Below are 22,205 nucleotides of genomic sequence, written 5' to 3' on the forward strand. Positions count from 1 at the left end.
CTGTTCTGGCATAGGACTTGCACATACCAGGGGTAGATTTTTCTCGCCCTGGACTGTGCATGAACGCGCGTCGCCTCGATCAATGGGTCAACTATTGGGTTCGCCTGATGGAGCAGGAGATTCAGGAAACCTCCTGGCATAGCCAGGTTGCCAGCCAGCTGGCCACCTGGCTGGGGCGAAAATTGGGCCTGCGTGGGGAGTCCTTGCGCCACCTGCGCCGTGGTGCCTTGCTCCACGACATCGGTAAGTTAGCCATTCCCCGCAGCATTCTCTACAAACCTGGCCCGCTCACCGCCGAGGAATGGCGCATCATGCGCCGTCATCCGCTCTATGCCTACGATTTCTTCGCTCCCCTGCCCGAACTGCACCCGGCCCTGGAGGTCGCCCTTTACCACCACGAAAAGTGGGATGGCAGCGGCTATCCCTTCGGCCTGGCCGGCGAAGCCATCCCTCTGACCGCGCGCATCTTTGCCATTGTGGATGTCTGGAACGCCCTGCGTTCCAATCGCCCTTATCGCGCGGCGTGGAGTGAAGAGGCGACCTGGTCGTATATTCTGACTAACCGCGGGCGACAGTTTGACCCGCAGGTGGTGGATGCCTTCTGGGAGGTACTGCGCCGCAACGGACGCGATTTGGCGGCTGCCTCGGTTCCGCAACCGGCGGATTGACCGGGCTACGCTGTCTCTCCCAGCACCTCGCGCAGGAAGATCTCGACGATGTGGGGATCAAAATGCTTCCCCGCCTGCTCGCGCAGGTAGGCAATGGCCTGCTCCCGTGTCCACGCCCCGCGGTAGGGCCGGTCGCTGGTCAGCGCATCCCACACGTCCACCACGGCAAAGATGCGCGCCGCCAGCGGAATCTCCTCCCCCTTCAACCCGCGCGGATACCCCGTCCCATCCCATTTCTCGTGGTGGCAGTACGGAATATCCAGCGCCGGCCGTAAGTACTCGACCCGCGACAGCATCTCGTAGGCCAACACCGGGTGTTGGCGCATCAGCGCCCATTCCTCCTCCGTGAGCGGCCCGGGCTTGTGTAGGATGCGATCAGGCACGCCCATCTTGCCAATGTCATGGAGCAGGGCGCCACGGCGGAGGTGCACCAGGGCCTCGCCGCCGAGGCCCAGCGCGCGCGCCAGACGCAGGGCAAGCTCGGTCACCCGCTGGGTGTGCCCCTCGGTTTCCTTATCCCGCAGGTCAAGGGCATACGACCAGCCCTCAATGGTGGCATCGTAGGCCTGGAGCAGAGCCTGATTACTCTCTTGCAAATCGCGGAAGAGGCGGATGTTTTCCACCGCCAGGGCCAGTTGACCGGCCAGGATCTCCAGAAATTCCTGCCATTCGACGTCCACCTCCAGCGGAGCGCGGTGGAACAGTTCCAACACCCCCTTCACCTGTCCCTCGGCGATCAGCGGCACGGCGAAGTAAGTGATAAAACCCTCGGCAGCAAAGTGAGGCGAGCGCAGGAAATCGGTCTTGTGCGCGTTCAGGTTATCAATGCGTAGGATACGCCGTTCAGCGGCGGCGCGCCCGGCATAGCCCTGTCCCCAGGCCAGATGGGTCTGGCGCAAAGCCGGGGTGCGGAAACCGCGCCCAGCGGCAAAATCCAGCATGCGGGTGTGGGGATCTAAGAGCAGGATACAGGCGGCATCCACGCCCAGTTGGGTGGTGATCTCATCCAGAGCTACGTTAAAGGTCACCCGCGGATCGAGGCTGCTGGTGATGGCCAGGTCTATCCGCCGCAGGGCTTGGATCCGCGCCAGGCGGCGGTTAGTCTCCGCGAACAGGCGGGCATTTTCTAATGCCGCAGCCGCCTGGTGCGCGAAGGCCTGGAAGAGGTTGCGGCGTTCGGGGTTGAAGAAGCCGGGCTGCTCGCTGTAAACGTTCAGCGCGCCGACGAAATGACCCCGCGTGGCCAGCGGAAAGGCAGCGCTGGTGACGAACCCGCGTACCCGCGCCGCCTCCCGCCAGATGCTCATTTCAGGGGCGGTCGCGATATCCTCCACCACGTAAGGCTGGCCGCTGCGGATGGCGCGCCCGGTCGGGCCCATCCCGGCCGGGGTTTCATCCCAGCGCACCTCCAGGGTGGCAATGTAAGGAGAATCCGAAGGATACCATGCCACCACGCGCACGCGGCCATCCAGTTCCGCCAACCCGACCCAGGCCAGGCGGGCGCCAAAGACCTCCACCGCAGCCCGCACCACGCTTTGAGCCACCTCGTCCAGATCCAGGCTGAGCGCCAGTTGGCGTGCCCCGGCGTAGAGGGCAGACAGGTTTTTCATCTGCTGCTCCACCTGTAACTGGGCCTGTTTCAGCGCGGTGATGTCCTGGGTGACACCCAGCACCCGCAGGGGTTGGCCGTGGGCATCGCGCTCCACCTCAGCACGTTCGTAAATCCAGCGCACCTCATCCCCCACCCGAATGCGCAACTCCAGGGCATACGGCGCGCCAGCCAAGGCGTTCCGCCAGGCGGTTTCGGCACGGGCGCGGTCTTCGGGGTGGACGAGGTTAAAGAAAGTGGTTTCGTCCACCGCGGCCTGCGGGGGCAGTCCGAAGATGCGGTAGGTCTCTTCCGACCATTCCAGGCGACGTGAAGCCACCTCGTACACCCATGATCCCACATGGGCCACCGCCTGAGCGCGGCGCAGGGTGGCTTCACGTTCTTGCAGCGCCGCCAGGGCCTCCTGACGCGCGCGTTCCCGCTCGACCAGGGCCATGGTCATCTCATTGAAGACGCGGGCCAGGTAGCCGATCTCATCACCGCCGGCGGGCAGGTCGACGCGGGCGGTGAAATCCCCCGCGGCCAGCTGGCGCACAGCCGTCACTAGGTGCGCCACGCGCCGCAACACCAGGCGTTCGCTGAACAACCAGGTTCCCACCAGCGCCAGCAGCATCAACAACCCGCCCCGCAGCAAGCTGGTCTGGAATATCTGCACCACTGGCCGGTAGACTTCTTCCTCTTTCAACCCCACCAGCAAATAACCCCAGAGTTCGCCATCCAGGCGCAGCGGGGTGAAGCCATAAATGCGGCGCACGCCATCCAGGTCGACGCTTTCGGCGTAATCGCTACCGCCCGCCGCCAGCACGGTTTGAATCAAGGGCCGGTCGGCCACGTTTTTGCCCAGCCAGGCCGAGCTTTCCAGCGGGTAGCGGGCCAGCACCGTGCCCGCGGAGTCAATCAGCATCACAGTGGACTGGGGCGGCAGGTCGAGGGAGGCGAAGACCCCACTCACTGGCTCCAAGTCAATGCCCAGGAAGAGCACCCCCTCCACCGTGTTCTGAGGGGTGAGCAGGGGATAAGCCAAAGGCAGCACCGGGCGCCCGCTGATCCGCCCGATGACAAACCGCCCGACGGCGGCATTATGGGTTTGGAGCACCTTTTGGAACCAATCGCGGTCGGCGTAGTTAACCGGCCTGCCGGGGGTGAGGGAGGCACAGCGCAGGTTACCCTGGGCATCGGTCACCCCGACCAGGGAATACTCGCGGCGATCGGCGAAGAGACGTTGCAGCAGGGCGTTGCAGGCGGCCGCGTCGGTACGCACCGTCTCCACCATGGCCAGGGTGCGCAGCAGGTCACGTGCAGTAGTAACCACGCGCAACTGGCTCTCGCTGCCCAGGCGGGCCAGGTTGATCGCCGTCTGACGCGCCTGGGTCAGCGCGGCTTCACGTTGTTCCCAAGCGTCAACCAGCGCCAACAGGGCCAGCGGCAGGGTGGCCAGCAGCACCAGCGCTAGAATTTGGGAGCGCAAACTGACGAAGAGGCGTCCAGACCAGCGAGGCTTTTTCATCTAGCGGTGGGGTGAGAGTCAGGGGAGAGAAGGGTAAAGGAACTGCCTGGGATGATGCGTCAATCCCCGCGCGACGGCAAAGGATGATCAATTAATATAAGTATGCCATATTTCTCAACGGCGGACAAGGCGTTCTCGGGGCCGCGCGCGGTGCTATACTAAGAACGAAAGACCCGCACTGGACGTCGTGGAAAAGGCTGCTTCATGCGCTATCGCTTTTCAGGTGATGTTCATTCGACGGCAGCAGGCGGCGATGACCCACCCCCACCCCTCGCCCGGATTATCCCGCTGCGCCGCGCCAAACTGCGCCCACCCTATTTACGTCACGCGCGCCTGCCCCGCCCGCACCTGGTCGCACACATCCACACCGGCTTGCAGCAGGGGCTGGTGTTGCTCTCCGCCCCACCGGGCTTCGGCAAGACCACTCTGTTGGCCGAATGGGCGAGCACCTGGCCGCATGCCTTGGCCTGGCTCACCCTGGATGCCGAGGATAACAATCCGTCGCTCTTCCTGCGCTACCTGCTAGAAGCCTTGCGCCAGGCCGGGCTGCCTGACCTGCCCCCCGCTGCCGAAATGTGGATCTACCCCAGTCCCGATGCTACCTTCGAAGCGGCTTTCATTGCGGTGACCAACGCCCTCGAAACCCTGAGCACCCCCCTGGCGGTGGTGCTGGACGATTATCACCTCCTGACCAACCCGGCGCTCCACCACGCTCTGGCAACCTGGATCGAAGACCTGCCGCCGCACCTGCACTTGTTGATCGCAACCCGCCATGATCCCCCCTTTCCCCTAGCGCGCTGGCGCGGGCGCGGCCGCCTGACCGAACTGCGCGCGGCAGACCTGCGTTTGGACCGCCATGAGACCCACGCCTTTCTCACCCAGGTCATGGGTCTGTCCCTGAGCGAAGCCGAGGTCGAGCCCTGGTATCAGCGCAGCGAGGGCTGGATTGCCGGCTTACAGTTACTGGCGTTGGGCCGCCGCTCACCCGCGGCCGCGACCCCGCCCTTGCCCGGCGGTGAGGACTACGTGGTGGATTACTTATTGGAAGAGGTACTGGCGAACCAGCCCGCCGAGACTCAGGCCTTCCTGCTGCACACGGCGATCCTGGATACCCTGACCGCGCCCTTGTGCGCTGCCGTCAGCCCCCCACCCATGACCGAGGCCGAGGCCCAGGCGCTGCTGCACCGCCTGGAGCACGCCAATCTCTTCCTCCAACCCCTGGATGCCGAGGGGCGCTGCTACCGCTATCACCCGCTCTTCGCCGCCGCCCTGCGCCGCCGCCTGCAGGAGACTTACCCACCAGCCACCCGCGCCGGGCTCCACCGCCAGGCTGCCGCCTGGCTGGAGGACCGTGGCGACCCTCTGGCCGCCATCCGCCACGCGCTGGCAGCCGAGGATCCGACGTTAGTGGCATCCCTGCTCACCCGTCACGGGGAAGAGCTGCTCAAGAGTGGCCATTTGCCTTTCCTGTTGCAAACCTTACGCGGCCTCCCCGAGGATACTTTGGCGAGCGAGCCGCGCCTGGCATTGCTCTATGCCACCTGCCTGGCCCTGACACTGGATCTGGAGAGCGCCGCGCGGTGGGCTAGCCGCGCCGAGCACCACCTGTTGGAAACCGGGGTTGCCCCCCAGGACACGCCCCTCGCGGGGCAAGTCTGGGCGGTGCAATCCCTGATCGCGGCGCTGGGTGGGGAGGGCGAGCGCGCCCTTGCCCTAGCTCGCCGCGCGCTGGACGGCTTACCCCCCGAGGATACCTTCTCGCGCAGTTACGTGGCATTTAACCAGGCTTTACAACATGCTCTGAATGCCGCTTTTCCTCAAGCCGAGGCCGCTTTCAACGACGCCATTGCCCTGGCCCAGGCCAGCGGCAACTGGATGCTGCTGATGATGGCGCATTGCCACCTGGGCGAGGTGCAGGCCGCGCGCGGGCGGTTGAGCCAGGCGCTGGAAACATTCGAGCACGCCCTGGCGCTCACCGCCAACCTGGCGCATGACCCGCTGGGCTTTCGCGGTGACTTGCACATCGAAATCGGCGAGATCTTGCTCAAGCGTAACGCATTAACCGCCGCGCAGACCTACCTGGCGCGGGGGTTAGACCTGGTCCAGCCCTGGCTGCCCACCTCAATTGCCCTCGAGGGCTACCTGCACCTGGCCCACCTGCGCCAGAGCCTGGGCGATCTGGAAGGGGCGCAAGACGCACTGGAGCAGGCGCACGCCATGATTCATCTGACGCAGAGCGAGCTGGATGACCGTATCGTCCATCTCTATCGCCTGCGCCTGGGTTTGCTGCGCGGGGAATGGCTGCCGGCCTGGGAGTGGGCGCAACGCGAGGGCTGGTTGGGCCCGGATGGCCTCAACCCGGCCGCCACCGCTGAACCACCCCTGCTGGAGATTTACATCCGCCTCACACTAGCGCGCCTGTTGCTCGTGCTGGCTCAGGCTCAGGGCGAAACCGCCTGGCTGGAGCAAGCCGCGCACCTGCTGGAAGCCCTGGTGCCGCGCCTGGAACAGGCCGATTTTGTCGAAGCCCAAATCGAAGCCCATCTGCTGCGTGCCCTGACGCTCGAACGCCGCGGTGAACGCAAGGCCGCCCTCACCGCCTTGCGCTGCGCGCTGGCCCTGGCCGAACCGGCGGGATTCCGCCGCCCCTTCTTGGATGAAGGGCCGTCACTACTGCCGTTGTTGGGTCAGGCCCTGGCCTCCCTGCGCCGTCAGCCCGCCCGGGTACTGCCTAGCGCGGCGTTCGTCCGCCATCTGATGGCGTCCTTCACCCACCGCTCCACCCCGCTTGAATCCCCCCTGCCCGCACCGCAGCCGGCCGTGGCCGACCACGGCATCGCTGAAGTCCTGACCCCGCGTGAACGTGAAATCCTGCGCCTGGTAGCCCAGGGTTACTCCAACGGCGAAATTGCCCTGGCCCTGTGCCTGGCGCTCAACACGGTTAAACGACACCTCAACAACATCTTCTTGAAGCTGGGTGTGCGCACACGCACCCAAGCTGTTGCCCGTGCGCGGGATCTGGGGTTGCTGACATGAGCAGATTGCGGGGGTAACCGCAGGCTGGTGTCGAAGGCAGGGCTCAGGACGAATCAAGCGCGCGCTCCATACTGTGTCGCTCCCCCGTCGGAGCGGGCTCCGACGTGGCGGGTGGCGGCGTCTCATCCCACCCGATCAGCGAGGGCGATTTGGGGTTGTGCGCGGCGTGCTGTTGGCGGGCGCGATCAAAACTGCGGGTGGCGTAACAGTACTGACAGCCGAAAAGACAGGTGTCATAGGCCCCGATATCCTTGCTGACCACACAGCCGCACGCCTCGCGCTGGTGGGAGTCCTTCGTGTGAGTTACTTCAATACCGAACACACGGCGGATGTAATCATCATCCACGCACTTGCCCGGGCGCACGCCGTAGGGCGTCAGGTCGAGATCTTCGGCACAACTGACGATCTCCATCTCGTGCTGAGCGGCGATGGCGACCAAATCGCGCATCAGGTGCTCGAAAGCGGGGGTCTGGATGACCTCTTCATCGAGTGGGTAGCCGTGGGGCTCGAGCGCGGCCAGGCGCTTGGCGGCCTTGGGGTAGCGATCCAGAATGCTGATCACCACGCGGCAGGTGTATCCACACAGGGCCGCGGCAATGCGGGTAAAGGCGTCGCGGTGGAACGCCACATCCGTGTGAGGGGTGAAGATGATGGGGTCGTAACGCCAGATCACCTTCTGCGGCCCAATTTTTTCGGCCAGGCGGCGGAAGGTGTTCAAGGCTGCCGGCAACGGTGGCGACTTGGGATCGAGGGCGCGCGGGTTATCCAGCACCGTGTATTGAAAGTAATAGCGCAAACCCCGTTCATCCAGTTCATCTAGATAAGGGATGAGCGGGGCAGGATTGCGCGTCCAAAAGACGATGACATCCACCTCCGCGGGCCGCAGTGAGACGTAACTCACCTGGCGGCGGTTGAAAGGATTGGGGACGGTGCAATACCCGGCGCGCACGCGATGGATGAACCAGGGCGTGTAGAAGGCTGGGATATCGGTACGGCGGCTGGCGCTGAGGATCATAGTAACCTCCGGCGGGGCTAGGGCCGGCGGGCTTGGGCTCACGAGCGGCCCACCGGAAATGAATTATACTGGCCTGCGGTCGGCCTGGGGAGCAAGACGCGCCTATCTGCGGCCCTCGCACAGGGCACAAGGATGTTTTCCAGCGCTCTCCGGTATAATTGCCTTGCACGGGCTTGCTGAGCCCACACCTGTTTGAAGGTCTCACCCATGTCGTCTGAACCCTCCTCGTCTCAGAGGCCGCTCACCCGCTCCTGGCACCGCCTGGGATTGCCCCTGGCGCTGTGGGGCGGCTGGTTGCTGTTGCACCTACGCTATGGGTCCAAGGTGCTAGCGGTGCTTTTCCTGGGGCTGGCTGTCTGGCTGGTGCTCATGCGCCGCCGGCTGCTCCCCCCACTGGTGGCCGCGCTAGCTGCTGTGCTTTTGCTGACCACCGGGGTGGTGGATACCTGGGCAGCCTTGCGCGACAGCACGCTCAATCTGGCCATGGATACTAGAGATCTGGTCATTGTCGTCAATACACCTGGGAGCGGGTTAGACGCCGTGCCTCAAGAAGCCCGTCAGACCGCCGAATTGCTGGCCGAAGCGGGTGCAACCACCTATCGTCTCTCCCCCGCATTGATGGACAATGCATTATTTCAGCAGCGCATCATCGAGATCACCTGGCCGCGGCGGCTGGAAAGGACCTCACCGTACTGGCTGTACCTGCACCAAAGCGAAACCCTACCCGCCGGATGCACCCTGATGGCTCAGAGGGAACATGTCGCGTTGGCACATTGCCCTTGATCTCATCCTAACCCTGCTTTATCTGGCCGGCTGGGTGCTGGCACTGATAGGCTTGGGTTGGGTGGGCCTGGCACCCTTGTGGCGGCGCCTGGTGCGCCGGGATGGCTGCATTGCCCTCTTGCCCCTGCTGGCGTTGGCCTGGCTCAGCGGCCTGCTGCTGAATTACGCCCTGGTACTGCTGGTGCACAACCTGGGCCTGGCCATGGGGATAAGCGCAGCCCTGGCCGGGGTCGGACTGGTGCACCTGGGGGTGACGCTTGCGCGCGCCAGGCGGGCGGGGAACCTGGCCCTGGGGTCGAGCCTGGCCTGGATCGGGCCAGGCCTTTTGACCCTGCTCTACGCCGTCCCCATCCTCACCCAACCATTGCAAGACTGGGACGCGCGTTCCATCTGGTTTTTCCATGCCCGTATGATCTACGTCGCCGGGGCGTTGGGGCCGGAAACCGGGCTGCAGCACCCTTCCTTGGTCTTTTCGCACCCCGATTACCCCAACCTGATCCCGACCTTGGCAGCACAACTGACCACCCTGCGCGGCTACTGGAACGAGTACCTGCCTAAGGCGGCACTATGGCTGGCGCTGGGGCCGGCCTTCCTGGGGTTGTTTGCCCTGGCGCGTCAGCGAATCGCGTTTCTCTTCCTGCTGACGGTCTTGCCGTTCAGCTTGGGGGGGTGGCTCTGGAACGGTTATATGGACGCCCACTTGGCGCTTTACCTGGCGCTGGCGTTGCTTTTTATCGGGCGAGCGCTGCACTCCGAAGATGACCTCGATTTTCTTCTCGGGTTTACCGCCTTGGCTTTGCTTCCCCACATTAAGAATGAGGGCAACCTTGCCTCCCTGGTCTCTCTGATCGCCTGGGGAATCGCGGCTTGGCGGGGAAGAAAATTCGGCCGGGTAAGACGTTGGTTAGAGGCTCTCACGCCAAAAGCGACTTGGATCTATGTCGGGCTGATGGCCGTGCCGATGGGGTTGTGGAACGTAAAAAAGGCGCTATGGGGGTTAAACAATGACTTACAACTCGGCAGTGCGGGGAGTGTAGCGAGACTGCTGACCCGCTTGGGCGATGGGTCATTAGAGACCATCCTGCGTATGGCTTATCCTTACCTGTACGGGGGTATCCTGGTTCTTCTATTTATCGTGACTGGGCTGATTCTACAACGGCGTGCGTTACCCTCGGCGGCACACGTAGCCTTACTGACGGCTGGACTTTACCTACTGGGATTGTTGGCCATTTACCTGGCTACCCCGCATGATCTGAATTGGCACTTAAGAACCTCTATCAACCGCACCCTGCTGGGGGTGAATGCTGCGGCGTTCGTGGCGGGGTATTTTATGTTAGGGGAAATTGAAGAGAATGAGGATTTGATATAACCGCAGGAAACCGCGCAGGGCAATGACGTCTCCCCCTACCACCAGATAGCGCACCTCATGGGCACCTCGTGGTTCATTCCTCTCCCAGCACCTCGCGCAGGAAGATCTCGACGATGTGGGGATCAAAATGCTTCCCCGCCTGCTCGCGCAGGTAGGCAATGGCCTGCTCCCGTGTCCACGCCCCGCGGTAGGGCCGGTCGCTGGTCAGCGCATCCCACACGTCCACCACGGCAAAGATGCGCGCCGCCAGCGGAATCTCCTCCCCCTTCAACCCGCGCGGATACCCCGTCCCATCCCATTTCTCGTGGTGGCAGTACGGAATATCCAGCGCCGGCCGTAAGTACTCGACCCGCGACAGCATCTCGTAGGCCAACACCGGGTGTTGGCGCATCAGCGCCCATTCCTCCTCCGTGAGCGGCCCGGGCTTGTGTAGGATGCGATCAGGCACGCCCATCTTGCCAATGTCATGGAGCAGGGCGCCACGGCGGAGGTGCACCAGGGCCTCGCCGCCGAGGCCCAGCGCGCGCGCCAGACGCAGGGCAAGCTCGGTCACCCGCTGGGTGTGCCCCTCGGTTTCCTTATCCCGCAGGTCAAGGGCATACGACCAGCCCTCAATGGTGGCATCGTAGGCGCGCAAGAGCGCCTGGGTGGTCTGTTGCAAGTTGGCCAGCAGGGTGGCATTGTGAATGGCAATGCCCAACTGCCCGGCCAGTACCTCCAAAAACTCGCGCCACTCGTCATCCCGTTCGACCGCTTGCCGCTGGAACAGTTCCAACACCCCCTTCACCTGTCCCTCAGCGATCAGCGGCACGGCGTAATAAACCACAAACCCCTCGGCGGCGAAATCGGGCGAGTTGAGGAAGAGATCCGGGCGCGCGCTGAGATCGGGGATGTGAATCAGCCGCCGTTCTTGCGCCGCCCGCCCGGCCAGCCCCTTTCCCCACATCAGATGCGTGTACTGCAAGGCCGGGGTGCGGAAACCGCGCCCCAGGAAATAATCCAGGGTGCTGGTGCGCGGGTCGTGCAGCAGCACGCACGCCGCATCCACCTGCAGTTGCTCCATGATCTCATCCAGCGCGACTTCCAGCGTCAGGCGCAGATCCAGGCTGGAGGTGATAGCCATATCAATCCGCCGCAACGCCTGCACCCGTTCCAGACGCCGATGGGCTTCTTCATAGAGATGGGCATTTTCCAACGCAGCGGCGACCTGATGGGCAAAGGTTTGCAGAGGGGCTAGGTGCTCGTCATCAAAGAAGTTGACGCGGTCGCTGTAGAGCGCCAGCGCGCCCAGCACCCGCCCGCGGTTGATCAGCGGCAGGGCGACGCTGCTGCGCAGCCCCAGGCTGAGGGCCACCTCGCGCCAGGGCATAAAACGCGGGTCGCTGGCATGGTCGGGGGTGATTTGGGGCTGCCCACTGCGGATCGCCCGCCCCACCGGCCCCATCCCTTCCGGGGTCTCATCCCAGCGCAGGCGGATGCTGCGGGGGTAAGGGTGGTCAGGGGGATACTGGCTGAGCAGGCGCACCCGCCCATCGTTCTCGGCCAAGCCCACCCAGGCCACCTGCAAGCCGAAGAGCTCCACGCAGGCCCGCGCCGCGGCGGTGGCGACATCGCCCAGGTTGGGACTGCTCGCCAGGCGTTGTGCTCCCTCATAAAGCGCGCGCAGGATCTCCAACTGAGTTTGAATCTGATGTTCAGCCGCTTTGCGCAGTGTGATGTCCTGGGTGTAGCCCACCAGGCGCAGCGGCACCCCGTTGGCGTCGCGTTCGATCTCAATCCGCTCCTCTACCCATTTGATGCGGTCACCCAGGATGAGGCGAAATTCCAGGGTGGAGGGCTGACCGGCCAGCCCGGCTTGCCACGCTTGCTCCACCTGGACCTGGTCGTCGGGATGCACACATGCCATGAATGCCAGATACGAGGGTTCGAGATGAGGATCCAGGTCTAGAATACGATACATCTCGTCGGACCAGGTCAAGCGATTGGTGACCAAATCAAAGGCCCACGAGCCCAGGTGCGCGATGGCTTGAGCACGTTCCAGCGCTCGATGCGCCTCGCGCAGGGCTTCTTCCGCCTCTCTGCGCGCCGTCACATCCCGTCCGATGCCCTCAATGGCAATCAGGCGGCCTTCGGCATCAAAGACCGGGACGTTGCGCTGCTCAACCCACACGATATGCCCGTCCTTATGAATCCAGCGTAGTTCCAGTGGTGCACCGGGGGGTATATCACCACGGGCGATTTTTTCCAACAGTGGACGATCTTCAGGGTGCACCAGCCGCAGCCCCAGGTTCGGATCACGGTAGTGTTCTTCCGGGGTGTACCCCACAATGGTTGTGGCAGCCGGGCTAATGTACTCAAACCCCGGTTCCGGCCACACCCGGTAGCGGTAGATGAGATCCGGCGCGTTCTCGGCCAGGCGGCGGAAGCGCGCCTCGCTCTCGCGCAGAGCCGCCTCCGCCTGCTGACGCAGGGCCTCGCGTTGCTCCAGGGCATCCGCCAGGGTGTCAACGGCCTGCCCAATGCGATCCACTTCGTCGGTGCTGGTCTTTAGCCCCGTACGCGCGGTCAGATCTCCCCCGATCAGGCGGCGCAAGGCGCTCAAGATGTGGTGTACCCGCCGCGTGACCAGCCACTCCCCCCACACCCAGGCCAGGATCATCGTCAGCAACGTGGCCCCTACCATCAGCCAGAGCAGGGCATTCAGGGTACGGTTGACCCCGGCGTAAGCCACTGCAACCGGGATACCCACATATAGAAAGCCCCACACCTCGTTTGCCGCGGTAAGCGGGGTGTAACCGTAAAGGCGCCTGATCCCATCTAATCCAATGTCTTCGCTAACGCCGGGGCGGAGTTGGACCATGCCCCGCTGCACCAGGGGGCGATCCGCCAACGAGCGGCCAAACATAACCACATCCTGCGGGTAACGCGCCAAGACGGTGCCGTTCCTATCCAACACGGTCACGGTGGTGGCAGTGGGTAAATCCAAGTTAGCCAGTAGGTTGATCAGATAGCGCGCGTTAATAGTCAGGAAGACCACGCCGCGGGTGCCTTGATCAGCGGTTTTGAGCGGAAAAGCCAGGGGCAGGGCCGGCAAACCGGTGATTCGTCCAATCACAAAGGTGCCAACGGTGAATCCACCGCTCCGCAGGGTGGCTTGAAACCAATCGCGGTCGCTGTAATTCACCGCCTGCCCATACGGGATGGAGGCGCACACCAGATTGCCCTCGGTATCGGTCACCCCCACCAAATCGTAAGCGGGATGGGCGTAGTAGAGTTCGCGTAAGAGCGTATTGCAGGCGACACGGTCCAGGTTTTGCACCGCTGTCATCCGCGCCACCAACATCAGGGTCTCGCGCCCCTGATTGATGATGGCTTCTTGGGACGTAGCGGCTAACTGCGCCAGGTTGAGCGCCATCTGGCTGGTTTGTTGCATGGCTTCTGCACGGCTTTGGGCCACGCCGACGAGCCCCAGGCCGATGAGGGGCAGAGCGCCCATCAGGACTAAAATGACCAAACGGAAACGCAGACTTCCCACCCAACGCATGCCGGGCCCTTTTCCCCTCTCTACACCCGGCGCCTGAGTAACAGGATTCGATCCGTTGCCAAAACGCCGGGCAATTCTAAAACACCATTAAAAACCACACCCGCTCGCTTGCATTGACCAGACAATCACCATTTCATTTGTAATTCTCCCACAGAGCAAAGGGATAAGCAAGCCCATCAACCTAACAATCGCCCAACATTTGGGAGCGAATGTGATCTCGGCCTTTACCCGGGTTAGATAAAAAATATGCCCGCCGTCATGGCGGGCAATTTATGGCGGGGAGGGCGGGATTCGAACCCGCGGTCGAGGTTTTAACCCCCGACAACCACTTAGCAGGCGGCCCCATTCGACCTCTCTGGCACCTCCCCACAATCAGGGCCAGCGGAGGGAGTAGGATTCGAACCCACGGTGAGGCGTTAGCCCCACACCTGTTTTCAAGACAGGCGCCTTAAACCACTCGGCCATCCCTCCGGCTGTTGGTGTTTTAGATTCTAGCATAAATTGACCGAGTCGGCAAGCGGGCGCGCTGGTGGAGCAGGTTTTCTTTGAGGCAGGTTTGCCTGCGGTTGGGACGCCGACACGCCGATGTTCCCCGCATTGCCTGTCCTTGCCTCATCCCCGGCCTGCGTCCATCGCAGGGCGTGACGCTCGCCGCTCAATCCCACCCGCCTCCCGTGCGGCAGAGGTGGCGCACGCCGTTCCGCTCCACAAAGCGGCCCTCGGCATCAGCCTTGACCTTGTACACCTGCCATAGTGCCGCATAACGCGTTAAGTCCTGCGCCGCGCGGGCCTTGCTCAGATGGAACGCGGGCCAGGGCGTCACTACGGGTTGCGCCTGTGTCGCGCGGCAGGCCAGCCCGATCAGCAGCGCCTCGCGCGCCGCGGCGGGCACATCGGGCCTTTGGGCTTGGCGGATGAGTTCGGGCACGGCATCTGCAGAGAGGGTTTGCAGGTAATCCCCATCCAATTCCTGGCCGCTCACCGCACGCTGCACGTTTTGGCGCACCACCCAACCATCCACATTCCACAGCCCGACCAACAGCCCAAACCCCAGCCCCCACAGCAATGCCGCCACCGCCACCCGCCGCATCTGGTGGGTGAGCAATAAGCCCAAGGTCACCAACAGCGCCAGCCCCAACCAGGGGATGAACAGGTGAGCGTAGGTGCGCAGCCGCGTGAAGCCGTAGGCCTGCTCATAGAGGCTCAACCGCTGCCACGCCGAAGCCAAAATGACCAGGACCAGCACCACCAACAAGCCGCTCAAGACGATAAATCCGTTCCGGTGAAGCAGGGTTTCGCGTCGGCTGAGGGTGTGCAACACCAGGATCAACCCCAGGCTGATCAGTGCCACGACCACCAACTCGCCAAAGCCGCGGCGGGCATACTCGGCATAGGTGAAACCAGCGGCGTGGATATTGGCCTGCCCGCCGAATAGGTAGCGGAATTGCAGGATTACAAAGAACAGGAACAGTGCGTTGACGCTCCCGAGGACGATGGCCGTTTCCACCCACCCCAGGAACGGCGCGATGAGCCCCTGATCCGCCGCGGTGGGGCGCACCGCCCAGATCGGATGAATGGCATGGAGCAGGGTGCCGTAGAAGAGGATCGTCAGCACTCCCACATAAAAGAGGCGGAACAGCGTTTCGGGCAGGCGCTCCAGCCGCAGGGCATCGAGCACCGCCTGCAAACGGGCCGCAAAGACCAGATCCGCCGAGGCTAATAGCAGCGCCAGCACGCCCACCACCGGCAGCGCCAGCGCCACCCCGCGGCTGTGGTATGGCATGCCCGCCTACGCCCAGGGGGGCAAGGTGGTATGCTTCTTCCAGGCCGCGCAGAAATTCAAGACGCGCTATGCCACCCTCGGTTTCACCGATGCGGCGCACCTCGATGAGGGCCTCATGTGGCCCACTGCCTTTGCGCTGCTGGAATTGACCCCCGCGGTGGAGGAACAGGTTGCTGCGCTGGTGCGCAGAGCCGTGCGCCCGGCGGGGTGACATCAAACCGCGGGGCAGAGGAGGCATTTTTTTCGCACCTCTCCCCCTGTTTTTAGTCGCAGTCGCCTCGATCCGTTCCCGGAAATGCTGGATGCCTTTGACCCAATGCGAATTTTCCCCCGTTGGGGTTGAGATGGAAACAGATCACCACTCGTTCTGGCGTTAAACCCAAAGGCGCTTCCCTGGACTTGGGAAGCGCTTTTAGGCTTTTTTACCCTTCTCTCCTACGGCCCGCTGACCGTGGGCAGGCCCGCCGCCGCCCAGGCTTTGATCCCGCCGCGCAGGCTGGTCACTTGGGTGAAGCCGGCCCGCAGCAGGATATCCCGCCCTTCCTGGCTGCGGTTGCCCGAACGGCAGTAAACCAGCACCGGGCGATCGCGCGGCACCTCATCCACCCGCGCCGCCAGTTGCCCCAGCGGGATCAACGTGGCGCCAGGGATGTGATATTCCGCCCATTCCTCCGGCTCGCGCACATCCAGCACCAACGCGCCCTGATCACGCAAGGTTGCCGCCTGCGCCACATCCACTTCCGCGGGCAGCGTGTGGGTTGGCTGAGCACGCCATAAGTTGGGCAACGCGATCACGCCCAACGCAATCACCCCAATCACGGCAATCCACGCCCATAGGGGCAACCCGGTTCTCGGCGCACGCGTTGATCGTGACGTCCCTTTGCGCTGTCCCATCATCTGTACTCCTGGACCAAAAAATAGGGTGTTCTGCTTTTTAGATGAGGCGACAGGGCAAAGGTTGCACCGTTGCCGGTTGGTCATGGCAATGCAGGGCGCTACCACCCCTCGGGCACCGTTTTCACCACGGTCGGATTGATACACAGCACATCCACCGACCAGGTTTCTTCGCGGTCGCTATGGGTCGCGATATCGGTAGCAAGACCCCAAACCGAACCTTGCGGTACGATCTCCGCCTCCAGCAGGATGGGCCGCTTCCCGGAAACGAAGCGATTCGCCGACCAGCCGGTATCCAGCATCTGCCCGCCGCGGAGCGAAAATCGCTTTAGCACGTTTTGAAAAGGTAGATGGACGTGAGAATCTCGGTGCCGACGCTTTCCCAATGGCCCGGCTGGCGGTCTATCACCTCAACCAGGCCGTTGAGGGTGGCCAGGGTATCCTCATCCAGCCCAATCTTCAGCCCATCTTCGACCACCGGTAGCCCATCATCCACCCACGGTGAGCACGATGAGGATCAGGACGATCAGGAGATTCAGAAACAGGGACTTTTTCATGGTCCTCCCTCAGTTAAGGAGAGAAAAACCAAACCGCCGCAAGCGCCTGACTGCGCTGCGGGATGCGTGCAACTCTAGCGAGAATCACCTGTTCAGTTCACGAATAAGGAAGGGGGAAATTGAAGGAACCGTGCTCGATTTTAATCGTAGTATGGGCTTAGTGGCGGTTCAATAGGCCGGATATCTCATCGCCGCACCCACAGGGTTTTGGGGTAAAGGGTGTTCCAGGGCGATCGCTCATATTGGATAAAGGTATCGCTCAAATCCAGGCCTGGGTCGGCCAGTACCCAACGCACCGTGGGGTCTTGCCGAGCGGTTGCGGCATCGCAGGGACGGAGAGCGATACTCAGGTCGTCCTGCCAGTAATACCAGAAGACGTGGGTGTCATAATCCGGGATGACGCAAATACTCTCCCCCGGTTGCCATAAAGTGGCCAGCAACGGGTGCAGATCGTACACGGGGGTCTTGTGCAGGGCATAATACTGTCGGAGCGCCGGTGCCGCGCTCAGCCCCAGGAGCAGCAGGCCAATCGCCGGGAGAGAGCCAGCCCGCCGCCAGCGTCGTTCTACCCAGGATAGCGCGGCAGTAAGGCCCCGTGCTGCTAGCAGGGCTACCCAGAAGGTGAGAAAGAGGATCTGACGGCTGTGAACGAAGTAGTGACGATAGGCGTTCATCGCCACAATCAGCCCCACTGCCAACAGGTTGATGCCTAACGCGCTCAGCAGGGCACCCCCGCGCTGCCTTACCACGATGACAAGCCCGCCCAAAGCCGCCAGCGCGACCAAGACAAACCACAGCCACCCCCATCCTTGGAGGGGAAATAAGGGTAACAACCCCATCCCCCCCAGCAGGAAAGTCACCAACGTGGTTTGGGCAAAAAGGGGCACGCGGTAGCCCGGCACACCGCCAAAATAAATCGCGCTACCGGCCAACCCCAGCGTCAACCCAATCGTGCTGAGCAGTAAAAAGCGCCAGGCGCGGCGATCTTGGGCCCATAGGCGGCGGCGTAGCGCCTCGCTCCATACCACCCCCAGCCCGAAAATGGTGTAAATGTGGAACAGCAAACCGATAACGCCGATCAGGGTAAAGACCAGCCAGGCGCGGGCATGGCCAGTTTGAAGGGCATTAAGGCCAGCCAGAATCACCGCCAGGTAGAAAAAGACCAGTGTAGCGTAAAAACGCAGTTCCTGGGCATACATGATCAAGGTGGGCGAAAGCGCCAATAACCCGGCGGTCAGCAGGGCCGTGCGGCGGTCGGCGTAATGGCGCGCCAGGCCATAGCCCAGGTAGATGCTGGCGGTGCCCCACAGGGCATCCGGCAAGCGCAGCCACCCGCCGCTCAACCCCAAACGCGCTGCCAGCCAGGTTTGCAGGTAGTGCAGCGGCATGGCCATGACGTGCCCCTTGGCCACTGCCAGCGCCCCCGTCAGATCGGGCTGGATCGAAGCGCTCCACACCCCTATTTCATCCACCCAGAAGGATTGGGTTGGCAGGCGGTAAAGGCGCAACCCCAGCCCGATCAGCAGGACAGTCAACAGTCCAATCGCATCATGTAACGAGGCGGAACGGGAGCTCGCCGCAGGCATACCCCCTGGTCATCCCCCTAAAGCCATCCCACCCGCAGCACCACCAGCAGGGTGAAAACCACCGCTACCCCCAGCCCCACCCACAACGCCTGGCTGCCCTTGCGCCGATTGGTCAGGTGGTAGCCGTTCATCTGATAGGTCGTCTCCCACACCGGCCCGGCCGACCAGGCAAACGCCAGCCCACCGATCAACCCGCCAAGGTGACCCCAGTTATCAATCTGCGGCGAAAGACCCAAAATTAGGTTCACCAGCAGGATCCCCCCGATGTTCATCAGCATTCCCCGTGCGTTCTCAAAGAGATGGCGATTCTGGTAGATAAAGACGGCTTCCGCCGCCAACAGGCCGAAGATGGCGGTGGATGACCCCACCGAAGGTTCCGGCGACATCAGGAACGAGACGACGTTGCCGGCGTACCCGCTGAGCAGATACAGCGCCAGGTAGCGCCCGTGGCCGTAATAGCGTTCCAGGCCAGCGCCGATCACCCACAGTGCGTACATGTTAAAGAGCAGGTGCAGGATCGAGCCATGCAGCCACAAAGGGGTGAGCAGGCGCCAATATTGCCCTTGCACGATGGCGCTATTGACCTTGGCGCCCAGCGCAATCAGCAGGTCGCCGCCGAAGAGAGTCTGGCTCAGCATCTGCCCCAGGTAGATCAGGATGCACGAGGCCAGCATCAGATAGGTCACATAAGGACGCCGCGCCGGCAGGTGCCAGTAGATGCGCACGGCGCCAGGGGTTTCAGGAGAAGGATCAATGGGGGGGTGGGTCATAGCGTAATCCGGCGGGGGTGGACACGCAGGTGCTCCACCTGGATGATGGCCACGATCTGATCCACGGCCTGCTCCAGGTGATCCTGGCGATTGACCACTACGTAATCGAACATATCCAGGTAGGTCAGTTCGCGCCGTACCGCCTCGATGCGCCGCTGAAGCGTTTCGGGCGTCTCACTGTGGCGGTTGATCAGGCGCTGGTACCATTCGCGCACGTTGGCCGGGGCAAGGAAGATCAGCACGGCCTCGGGGCAGAGCGCGCGCAGGCGTGCCGCGCCCTGTACATCCACACGCAGGATGACATCCTTACCGCTGGCCAGCGCCTGGCGAATTTGCGCCTTGGGCACGCCCTTGTAATCACCGTACACCACGGCGTACTCCAGCATCTCATCGGCGGCGATCATGCGCTCGAATTCCTCATGCGAAACGAAGATGTAATCCACGCCATCCACCTCACCCGGGCGCGGGGGGCGGTCGGTGGCGGTGACCACAAAATGGAGTGGCAGGTTGCGCTTTTTGAGCGCCTGTAAGACGGTATCCTTGCCCACCCCGGAGGGTCCCGAAAGCACGATCAGCAAGGGTTGGGGGCGGGTCAGTTCGAAGAACAGGGGTTCATCCAGCGCAGGTTCCATTCGATGTCCTCAGCGGGGCGGGCATTCTTACTTTTTTCTGATATACCTTTGATTATAATTGATTTGATTCATTCCCATTGCCCAAGGAGTCACATCCGTGCCAACCTACGAGTACCGCTGCCTGGATTGCCGTAAACGGTTTGAGGTGTTCATGACCTACGCCGAATACGGAACGCGCGCCGTGACCTGCCCGCACTGCGGCAGTAGCAACGTCCAGCGGCGCATCGGGCGGGTGCGGGTGGCGCGTTCGGAGGAAAGCCGCCTGGAAGACCTGGTCGACCCGAGCAAACTGGCCGGCCTGGAAGACGACCCCAAAACCCTGGGGCGGATGATGCGCCAGATGAGCAAGGAGGTCGGCGAAGACCTGGGCGATGTGTTCGATGAGGTGGTCAGCCGCCTCGAAGCCGGCCAGAGCCCAGAGGATATCGAGCGCGAGATTCCCGAACTGGGGAGCGACGAAGCGGGCGGCGACCTGGGTGCGGACGATTACGACCTTTAGTTCCGCCGATTAGCTGCCCGTTTGCGCCAGCAGGCGCTGCAAGCCCTCATATGAGGTAACCCAGGCAACGCGGCGCAAAAAGGTCGCCAGGTCGGGGGAACGGGCGCGCAGGGTGCGCACGGCCTCGCCCACCGGGTCTTGCCCCTGGGGGCCGAGGGGGGTATCGGCATAGGCCCCGTAGAAGGCAAAATAAGCCTGATTGAGCCGGCGGATAGGATAGCCATGCTCCCAAAAGAAGCGCCGCCGCGCTTCCATATACGCCTCGGCTTCTTCTACCTTCCCCGCGGCGAGCAGGGCATCCACGGTGACGCGCGTGGTGTGCATCTCGGCGCGAAAATCAAACGCCTTGGCTGCGCCGCCATCGGAGGATGGCGGATGGGCTTCGTTTTCCGTTTCCGCGGGTAGAAATTCGGGGTAATAGCGGGCCAGGACGGCGCGGGCAATCTCTTTGCCGGCCAGGCTGGCGGTGGTTTCGTTGATCGTGCGCATTTGGGGGGAAGCTGCGTAAAGCAGGCCGAGCGGGCGCAGGGTAAGGTAGTTGTGGATCCACTCATGCGCCACTGTTTCCACCAGCCAGGGCAGATTATCCGAGCGCATGACCATCGTCGGGTAGATGCCGATACCACCGACCGGCACCACCAGCGCCGAGACGTTCAACCCGCGTTCGACGACCTGCTCCAGGTGGGTGATGGTCTCCAGGCTGAGATCAGGCTGGAGGGAGATATCGGCATCTTGGCGGATGACCGTGCGCGGGGAGACAATGAGCGCCATAGGCAACGGGGTGACATGGTAGAGCAAGGGAGGGATGGGCTGCCCTCCCAGGCTCAGCCCCAGATCGGCGATCACGGTGCTGATCTGATGCTCGAGGACGGCCTCGGCCAGCAGGCGCTGGCGCTGCCACTGGGCCAGCACGCGCTCGCGTTGTGCCACCAGCGGGGCAGTGAGCACCTGCGGATTTTGGACTGCGGGGTTGGCGTAAACATCGGCGATATCGGCTTCGACCCGGTCGAGTTGGCGCACCAGGTCAAGGTAATCCAGCACGGCCTGGCGCTGTTGGGCGGGGGTGAGGTAGCGCGGCAGGTCAAGCACGGTCTGCCGTTCTTTTGCCCATAAGGCGTCCAGCGTCCAGGAGACGTAATCGAACTCCCAGGGGCGGGTGAACTGGCGCACTTGGGAAGGCACATCCTCGCGAATGAGATCGCCGGCCTGGAGGGAGAGCAACGCCGCCAAGAGGAGAGCAAGGTATAAGAACATCCGACCCAGCCAGGCGAGCCGGCGGAGGAAGAAACGCAGGAACATAGACAGGCTAGATTATACGCGCTTTGGATTAAGCCAGCCTGAAACGGGGGAAACCTATCACGGAAACCGAGTGGAGAGGAATAGACATAAAAAAAAACTCCGGGCAATCTTACGCACGGACTGCATCTCCCTTTCGGGCGTGTTTTGTGCGTCATTTGCACCACCGGAGTTTTTGCGCTTACCGGAGCGCCCACCATCCCGGTCCTCTCAAGGTGTGCTCTGGGCGGCTACACCCCAAGCGCATTCATCGGCTCGCATATCCAAAGGGGACATCCACCCTGTTTCAGTATCCACTAACGGATCGAGGCGACTGCAACGGAGCGTTCCAAATCGTTTATGGAGCGCCGCCGTGGGATTTCAGTATCCACTAACGGATCGAGGCGACTGCAACTAAATTATTGCTCAAAAGCCCCGTCCGCTGATGGACATTTCAGTATCCACTAACGGATCGAGGCGACTGCAACCGTACCGATCCGCAACTTCCGATTGGGCACCTGAGTATTTCAGTATCCACTAACGGATCGAGGCGACTGCAACTCATTTCTACCTGTTTCCGAGGCGGCCCGTAAGTATATTTCAGTATCCACTAACGGATCGAGGCGACTGCAACTACGACATGAACACCAATACGTACATTGAACTTTTCCATATTTC

16 protein-coding genes, 2 tRNA genes, 1 pseudogene and 1 CRISPR repeat array are annotated in these 22,205 nt (G+C 62.6%); of the genes and pseudogenes, 6 read left to right on the plus strand and 13 right to left on the minus strand.

Annotation, left to right across the window (positions count from 1 at the left end; genetic code table 11):
* Window positions 1-59: 59 nt before the first annotated feature.
* Window positions 60-668 carry an HD-GYP domain-containing protein gene (locus tag AC01YT_RS10030; RefSeq protein WP_315624997.1) on the plus strand — a complete coding sequence of 203 codons (609 nt, stop codon included), beginning with the start codon at window positions 60-62 and terminating at the stop codon, window positions 666-668.
* A gap of 5 nt (window positions 669-673) precedes the next feature.
* Here the strand turns inward: AC01YT_RS10030 and AC01YT_RS10035 are convergent, their stop codons facing one another.
* On the minus strand, window positions 674-3,784 hold the full coding sequence (locus tag AC01YT_RS10035; protein ID WP_476675077.1) for an HD domain-containing phosphohydrolase: 3,111 nt from the start codon (window positions 3,782-3,784) through the stop codon (window positions 674-676).
* 204 nt (window positions 3,785-3,988) lie between these two features.
* Here AC01YT_RS10035 and AC01YT_RS10040 point away from each other — a divergent pair, with 204 nt between their 5' ends.
* Entirely contained in the window at window positions 3,989-6,820 is a 2,832-nt protein-coding gene (locus tag AC01YT_RS10040; protein WP_476675079.1) for a winged helix-turn-helix domain-containing protein, read from the plus strand.
* Between the two features lie 43 nt (window positions 6,821-6,863).
* Here the strand turns inward: AC01YT_RS10040 and AC01YT_RS10045 are convergent, their stop codons facing one another.
* Window positions 6,864-7,877, minus strand: a complete 1,014-nt coding sequence (locus AC01YT_RS10045) for a DUF1848 domain-containing protein (protein ID WP_476675081.1) — start codon at window positions 7,875-7,877, stop codon at window positions 6,864-6,866.
* Between the two features lie 165 nt (window positions 7,878-8,042).
* Here AC01YT_RS10045 and AC01YT_RS10050 point away from each other — a divergent pair, with 165 nt between their 5' ends.
* Both AC01YT_RS10050 and AC01YT_RS10055 read left to right on the plus strand, forming a co-directional pair.
* Complete coding sequence (locus AC01YT_RS10050) at window positions 8,043-8,618, plus strand: hypothetical protein (RefSeq protein ID WP_476675083.1); 576 nt, start codon at window positions 8,043-8,045, stop codon at window positions 8,616-8,618.
* Window positions 8,593-9,987: a hypothetical protein gene (locus AC01YT_RS10055; RefSeq protein WP_476675085.1), complete on the plus strand. Its 1,395-nt coding sequence runs from the start codon at window positions 8,593-8,595 to the stop codon at window positions 9,985-9,987. Before AC01YT_RS10050 ends, AC01YT_RS10055 begins: the two co-directional genes overlap by 26 nt.
* A 73-nt stretch (window positions 9,988-10,060) precedes the next feature.
* On the opposite strand, the gene AC01YT_RS10060 is transcribed toward AC01YT_RS10055, so the two are convergent.
* The 4 genes from AC01YT_RS10060 to AC01YT_RS10075 form a co-directional block, all read right to left on the minus strand.
* On the minus strand, window positions 10,061-13,531 hold the full coding sequence (locus tag AC01YT_RS10060; RefSeq protein WP_476675087.1) for an HD domain-containing phosphohydrolase: 3,471 nt from the start codon (window positions 13,529-13,531) through the stop codon (window positions 10,061-10,063).
* A 273-nt stretch (window positions 13,532-13,804) separates the two neighbouring features.
* Window positions 13,805-13,899 (minus strand) — tRNA-Ser (locus AC01YT_RS10065).
* A 14-nt stretch (window positions 13,900-13,913) separates the two neighbouring features.
* Window positions 13,914-14,002 (minus strand) — tRNA-Ser (locus AC01YT_RS10070).
* Between the two features lie 184 nt (window positions 14,003-14,186).
* Window positions 14,187-15,314: a DUF4153 domain-containing protein gene (locus tag AC01YT_RS10075; RefSeq protein ID WP_476675089.1), complete on the minus strand. Its 1,128-nt coding sequence runs from the start codon at window positions 15,312-15,314 to the stop codon at window positions 14,187-14,189.
* Between AC01YT_RS10075 and AC01YT_RS10080 the strand changes: the two are divergent.
* Window positions 15,292-15,525: pseudogene (locus AC01YT_RS10080) on the plus strand (hypothetical protein); the annotation flags it as partial. The gene AC01YT_RS10075 and the pseudogene AC01YT_RS10080 overlap by 23 nt on opposite strands.
* 224 nt (window positions 15,526-15,749) lie before the next feature.
* Here AC01YT_RS10080 and AC01YT_RS10085 read toward each other — a convergent pair.
* The 6 genes from AC01YT_RS10085 to AC01YT_RS10110 all read right to left on the minus strand — a co-directional run bounded on the left by AC01YT_RS10085 (window position 15,750) and on the right by AC01YT_RS10110 (window position 19,753).
* The gene (locus AC01YT_RS10085; protein WP_476675091.1) at window positions 15,750-16,211 is read right to left on the minus strand and encodes a rhodanese-like domain-containing protein; all 462 of its coding nucleotides are present in this window, start codon (window positions 16,209-16,211) and stop codon (window positions 15,750-15,752) included.
* 98 nt (window positions 16,212-16,309) lie between these two features.
* Window positions 16,310-16,510, minus strand: coding sequence for a hypothetical protein (locus tag AC01YT_RS10090; protein WP_476675093.1), 201 nt, complete (start codon window positions 16,508-16,510; stop codon window positions 16,310-16,312).
* A 26-nt stretch (window positions 16,511-16,536) separates the two neighbouring features.
* On the minus strand, window positions 16,537-16,704 hold the full coding sequence (locus AC01YT_RS10095) for a hypothetical protein (protein WP_476675095.1): 168 nt from the start codon (window positions 16,702-16,704) through the stop codon (window positions 16,537-16,539).
* A gap of 246 nt (window positions 16,705-16,950) precedes the next feature.
* Window positions 16,951-18,351: a glycosyltransferase family 39 protein gene (locus tag AC01YT_RS10100; RefSeq protein ID WP_476675097.1), complete on the minus strand. Its 1,401-nt coding sequence runs from the start codon at window positions 18,349-18,351 to the stop codon at window positions 16,951-16,953.
* Between the two features lie 17 nt (window positions 18,352-18,368).
* A complete protein-coding gene (locus AC01YT_RS10105) occupies window positions 18,369-19,121 on the minus strand; it encodes a rhomboid family intramembrane serine protease (RefSeq protein WP_476675099.1) in 753 nt (250 codons plus the stop codon).
* On the minus strand, window positions 19,118-19,753 hold the full coding sequence (locus AC01YT_RS10110; protein WP_476675101.1) for a guanylate kinase: 636 nt from the start codon (window positions 19,751-19,753) through the stop codon (window positions 19,118-19,120). Before AC01YT_RS10110 ends, AC01YT_RS10105 begins: the two co-directional genes overlap by 4 nt.
* 97 nt (window positions 19,754-19,850) lie before the next feature.
* On the opposite strand from AC01YT_RS10110, the gene AC01YT_RS10115 reads away from it, so the two are divergent.
* Complete coding sequence (locus AC01YT_RS10115) at window positions 19,851-20,252, plus strand: FmdB family zinc ribbon protein (RefSeq protein WP_476675103.1); 402 nt, start codon at window positions 19,851-19,853, stop codon at window positions 20,250-20,252.
* 9 nt (window positions 20,253-20,261) lie between these two features.
* Here AC01YT_RS10115 and AC01YT_RS10120 read toward each other — a convergent pair whose 3' ends face one another.
* Complete coding sequence (locus AC01YT_RS10120; protein ID WP_476675104.1) at window positions 20,262-21,506, minus strand: hypothetical protein; 1,245 nt, start codon at window positions 21,504-21,506, stop codon at window positions 20,262-20,264.
* A 325-nt stretch (window positions 21,507-21,831) separates the two neighbouring features.
* Window positions 21,832-22,161: direct repeats of the CRISPR family, unit length 37 nt; unit sequence ATTTCAGTATCCACTAACGGATCGAGGCGACTGCAAC.
* Window positions 22,162-22,205: the final 44 nt, after the last annotated feature.

Source organism: Thermanaerothrix sp., from assembly GCF_056331585.1.

Excerpts from the sequence above, each read along its gene's own strand:
- AC01YT_RS10060 (WP_476675087.1), bottom strand. The coding sequence starts at position 13,531 with ATGCGTTGGGTGGGAAGTCTGCGTTTCCGTTTGGTCATTTTAGTCCTG.
- AC01YT_RS10040 (WP_476675079.1), top strand. The coding sequence starts at position 3,989 with ATGCGCTATCGCTTTTCAGGTGATGTTCATTCGACGGCAGCAGGCGGC.
- AC01YT_RS10030 (WP_315624997.1), top strand. The coding sequence starts at position 60 with ATGAACGCGCGTCGCCTCGATCAATGGGTCAACTATTGGGTTCGCCTG.
- AC01YT_RS10110 (WP_476675101.1), bottom strand. The coding sequence starts at position 19,753 with ATGGAACCTGCGCTGGATGAACCCCTGTTCTTCGAACTGACCCGCCCC.
- AC01YT_RS10100 (WP_476675097.1), bottom strand. The coding sequence starts at position 18,351 with ATGCCTGCGGCGAGCTCCCGTTCCGCCTCGTTACATGATGCGATTGGA.
- AC01YT_RS10105 (WP_476675099.1), bottom strand. The coding sequence starts at position 19,121 with ATGACCCACCCCCCCATTGATCCTTCTCCTGAAACCCCTGGCGCCGTG.
- AC01YT_RS10075 (WP_476675089.1), bottom strand. The coding sequence starts at position 15,314 with ATGCCATACCACAGCCGCGGGGTGGCGCTGGCGCTGCCGGTGGTGGGC.
- AC01YT_RS10035 (WP_476675077.1), bottom strand. The coding sequence starts at position 3,784 with ATGAAAAAGCCTCGCTGGTCTGGACGCCTCTTCGTCAGTTTGCGCTCC.
- AC01YT_RS10085 (WP_476675091.1), bottom strand. The coding sequence starts at position 16,211 with ATGATGGGACAGCGCAAAGGGACGTCACGATCAACGCGTGCGCCGAGA.
- AC01YT_RS10055 (WP_476675085.1), top strand. The coding sequence starts at position 8,593 with ATGTCGCGTTGGCACATTGCCCTTGATCTCATCCTAACCCTGCTTTAT.
- AC01YT_RS10050 (WP_476675083.1), top strand. The coding sequence starts at position 8,043 with ATGTCGTCTGAACCCTCCTCGTCTCAGAGGCCGCTCACCCGCTCCTGG.
- AC01YT_RS10120 (WP_476675104.1), bottom strand. The coding sequence starts at position 21,506 with ATGTTCTTATACCTTGCTCTCCTCTTGGCGGCGTTGCTCTCCCTCCAG.
- AC01YT_RS10090 (WP_476675093.1), bottom strand. The coding sequence starts at position 16,510 with ATGCTGGATACCGGCTGGTCGGCGAATCGCTTCGTTTCCGGGAAGCGG.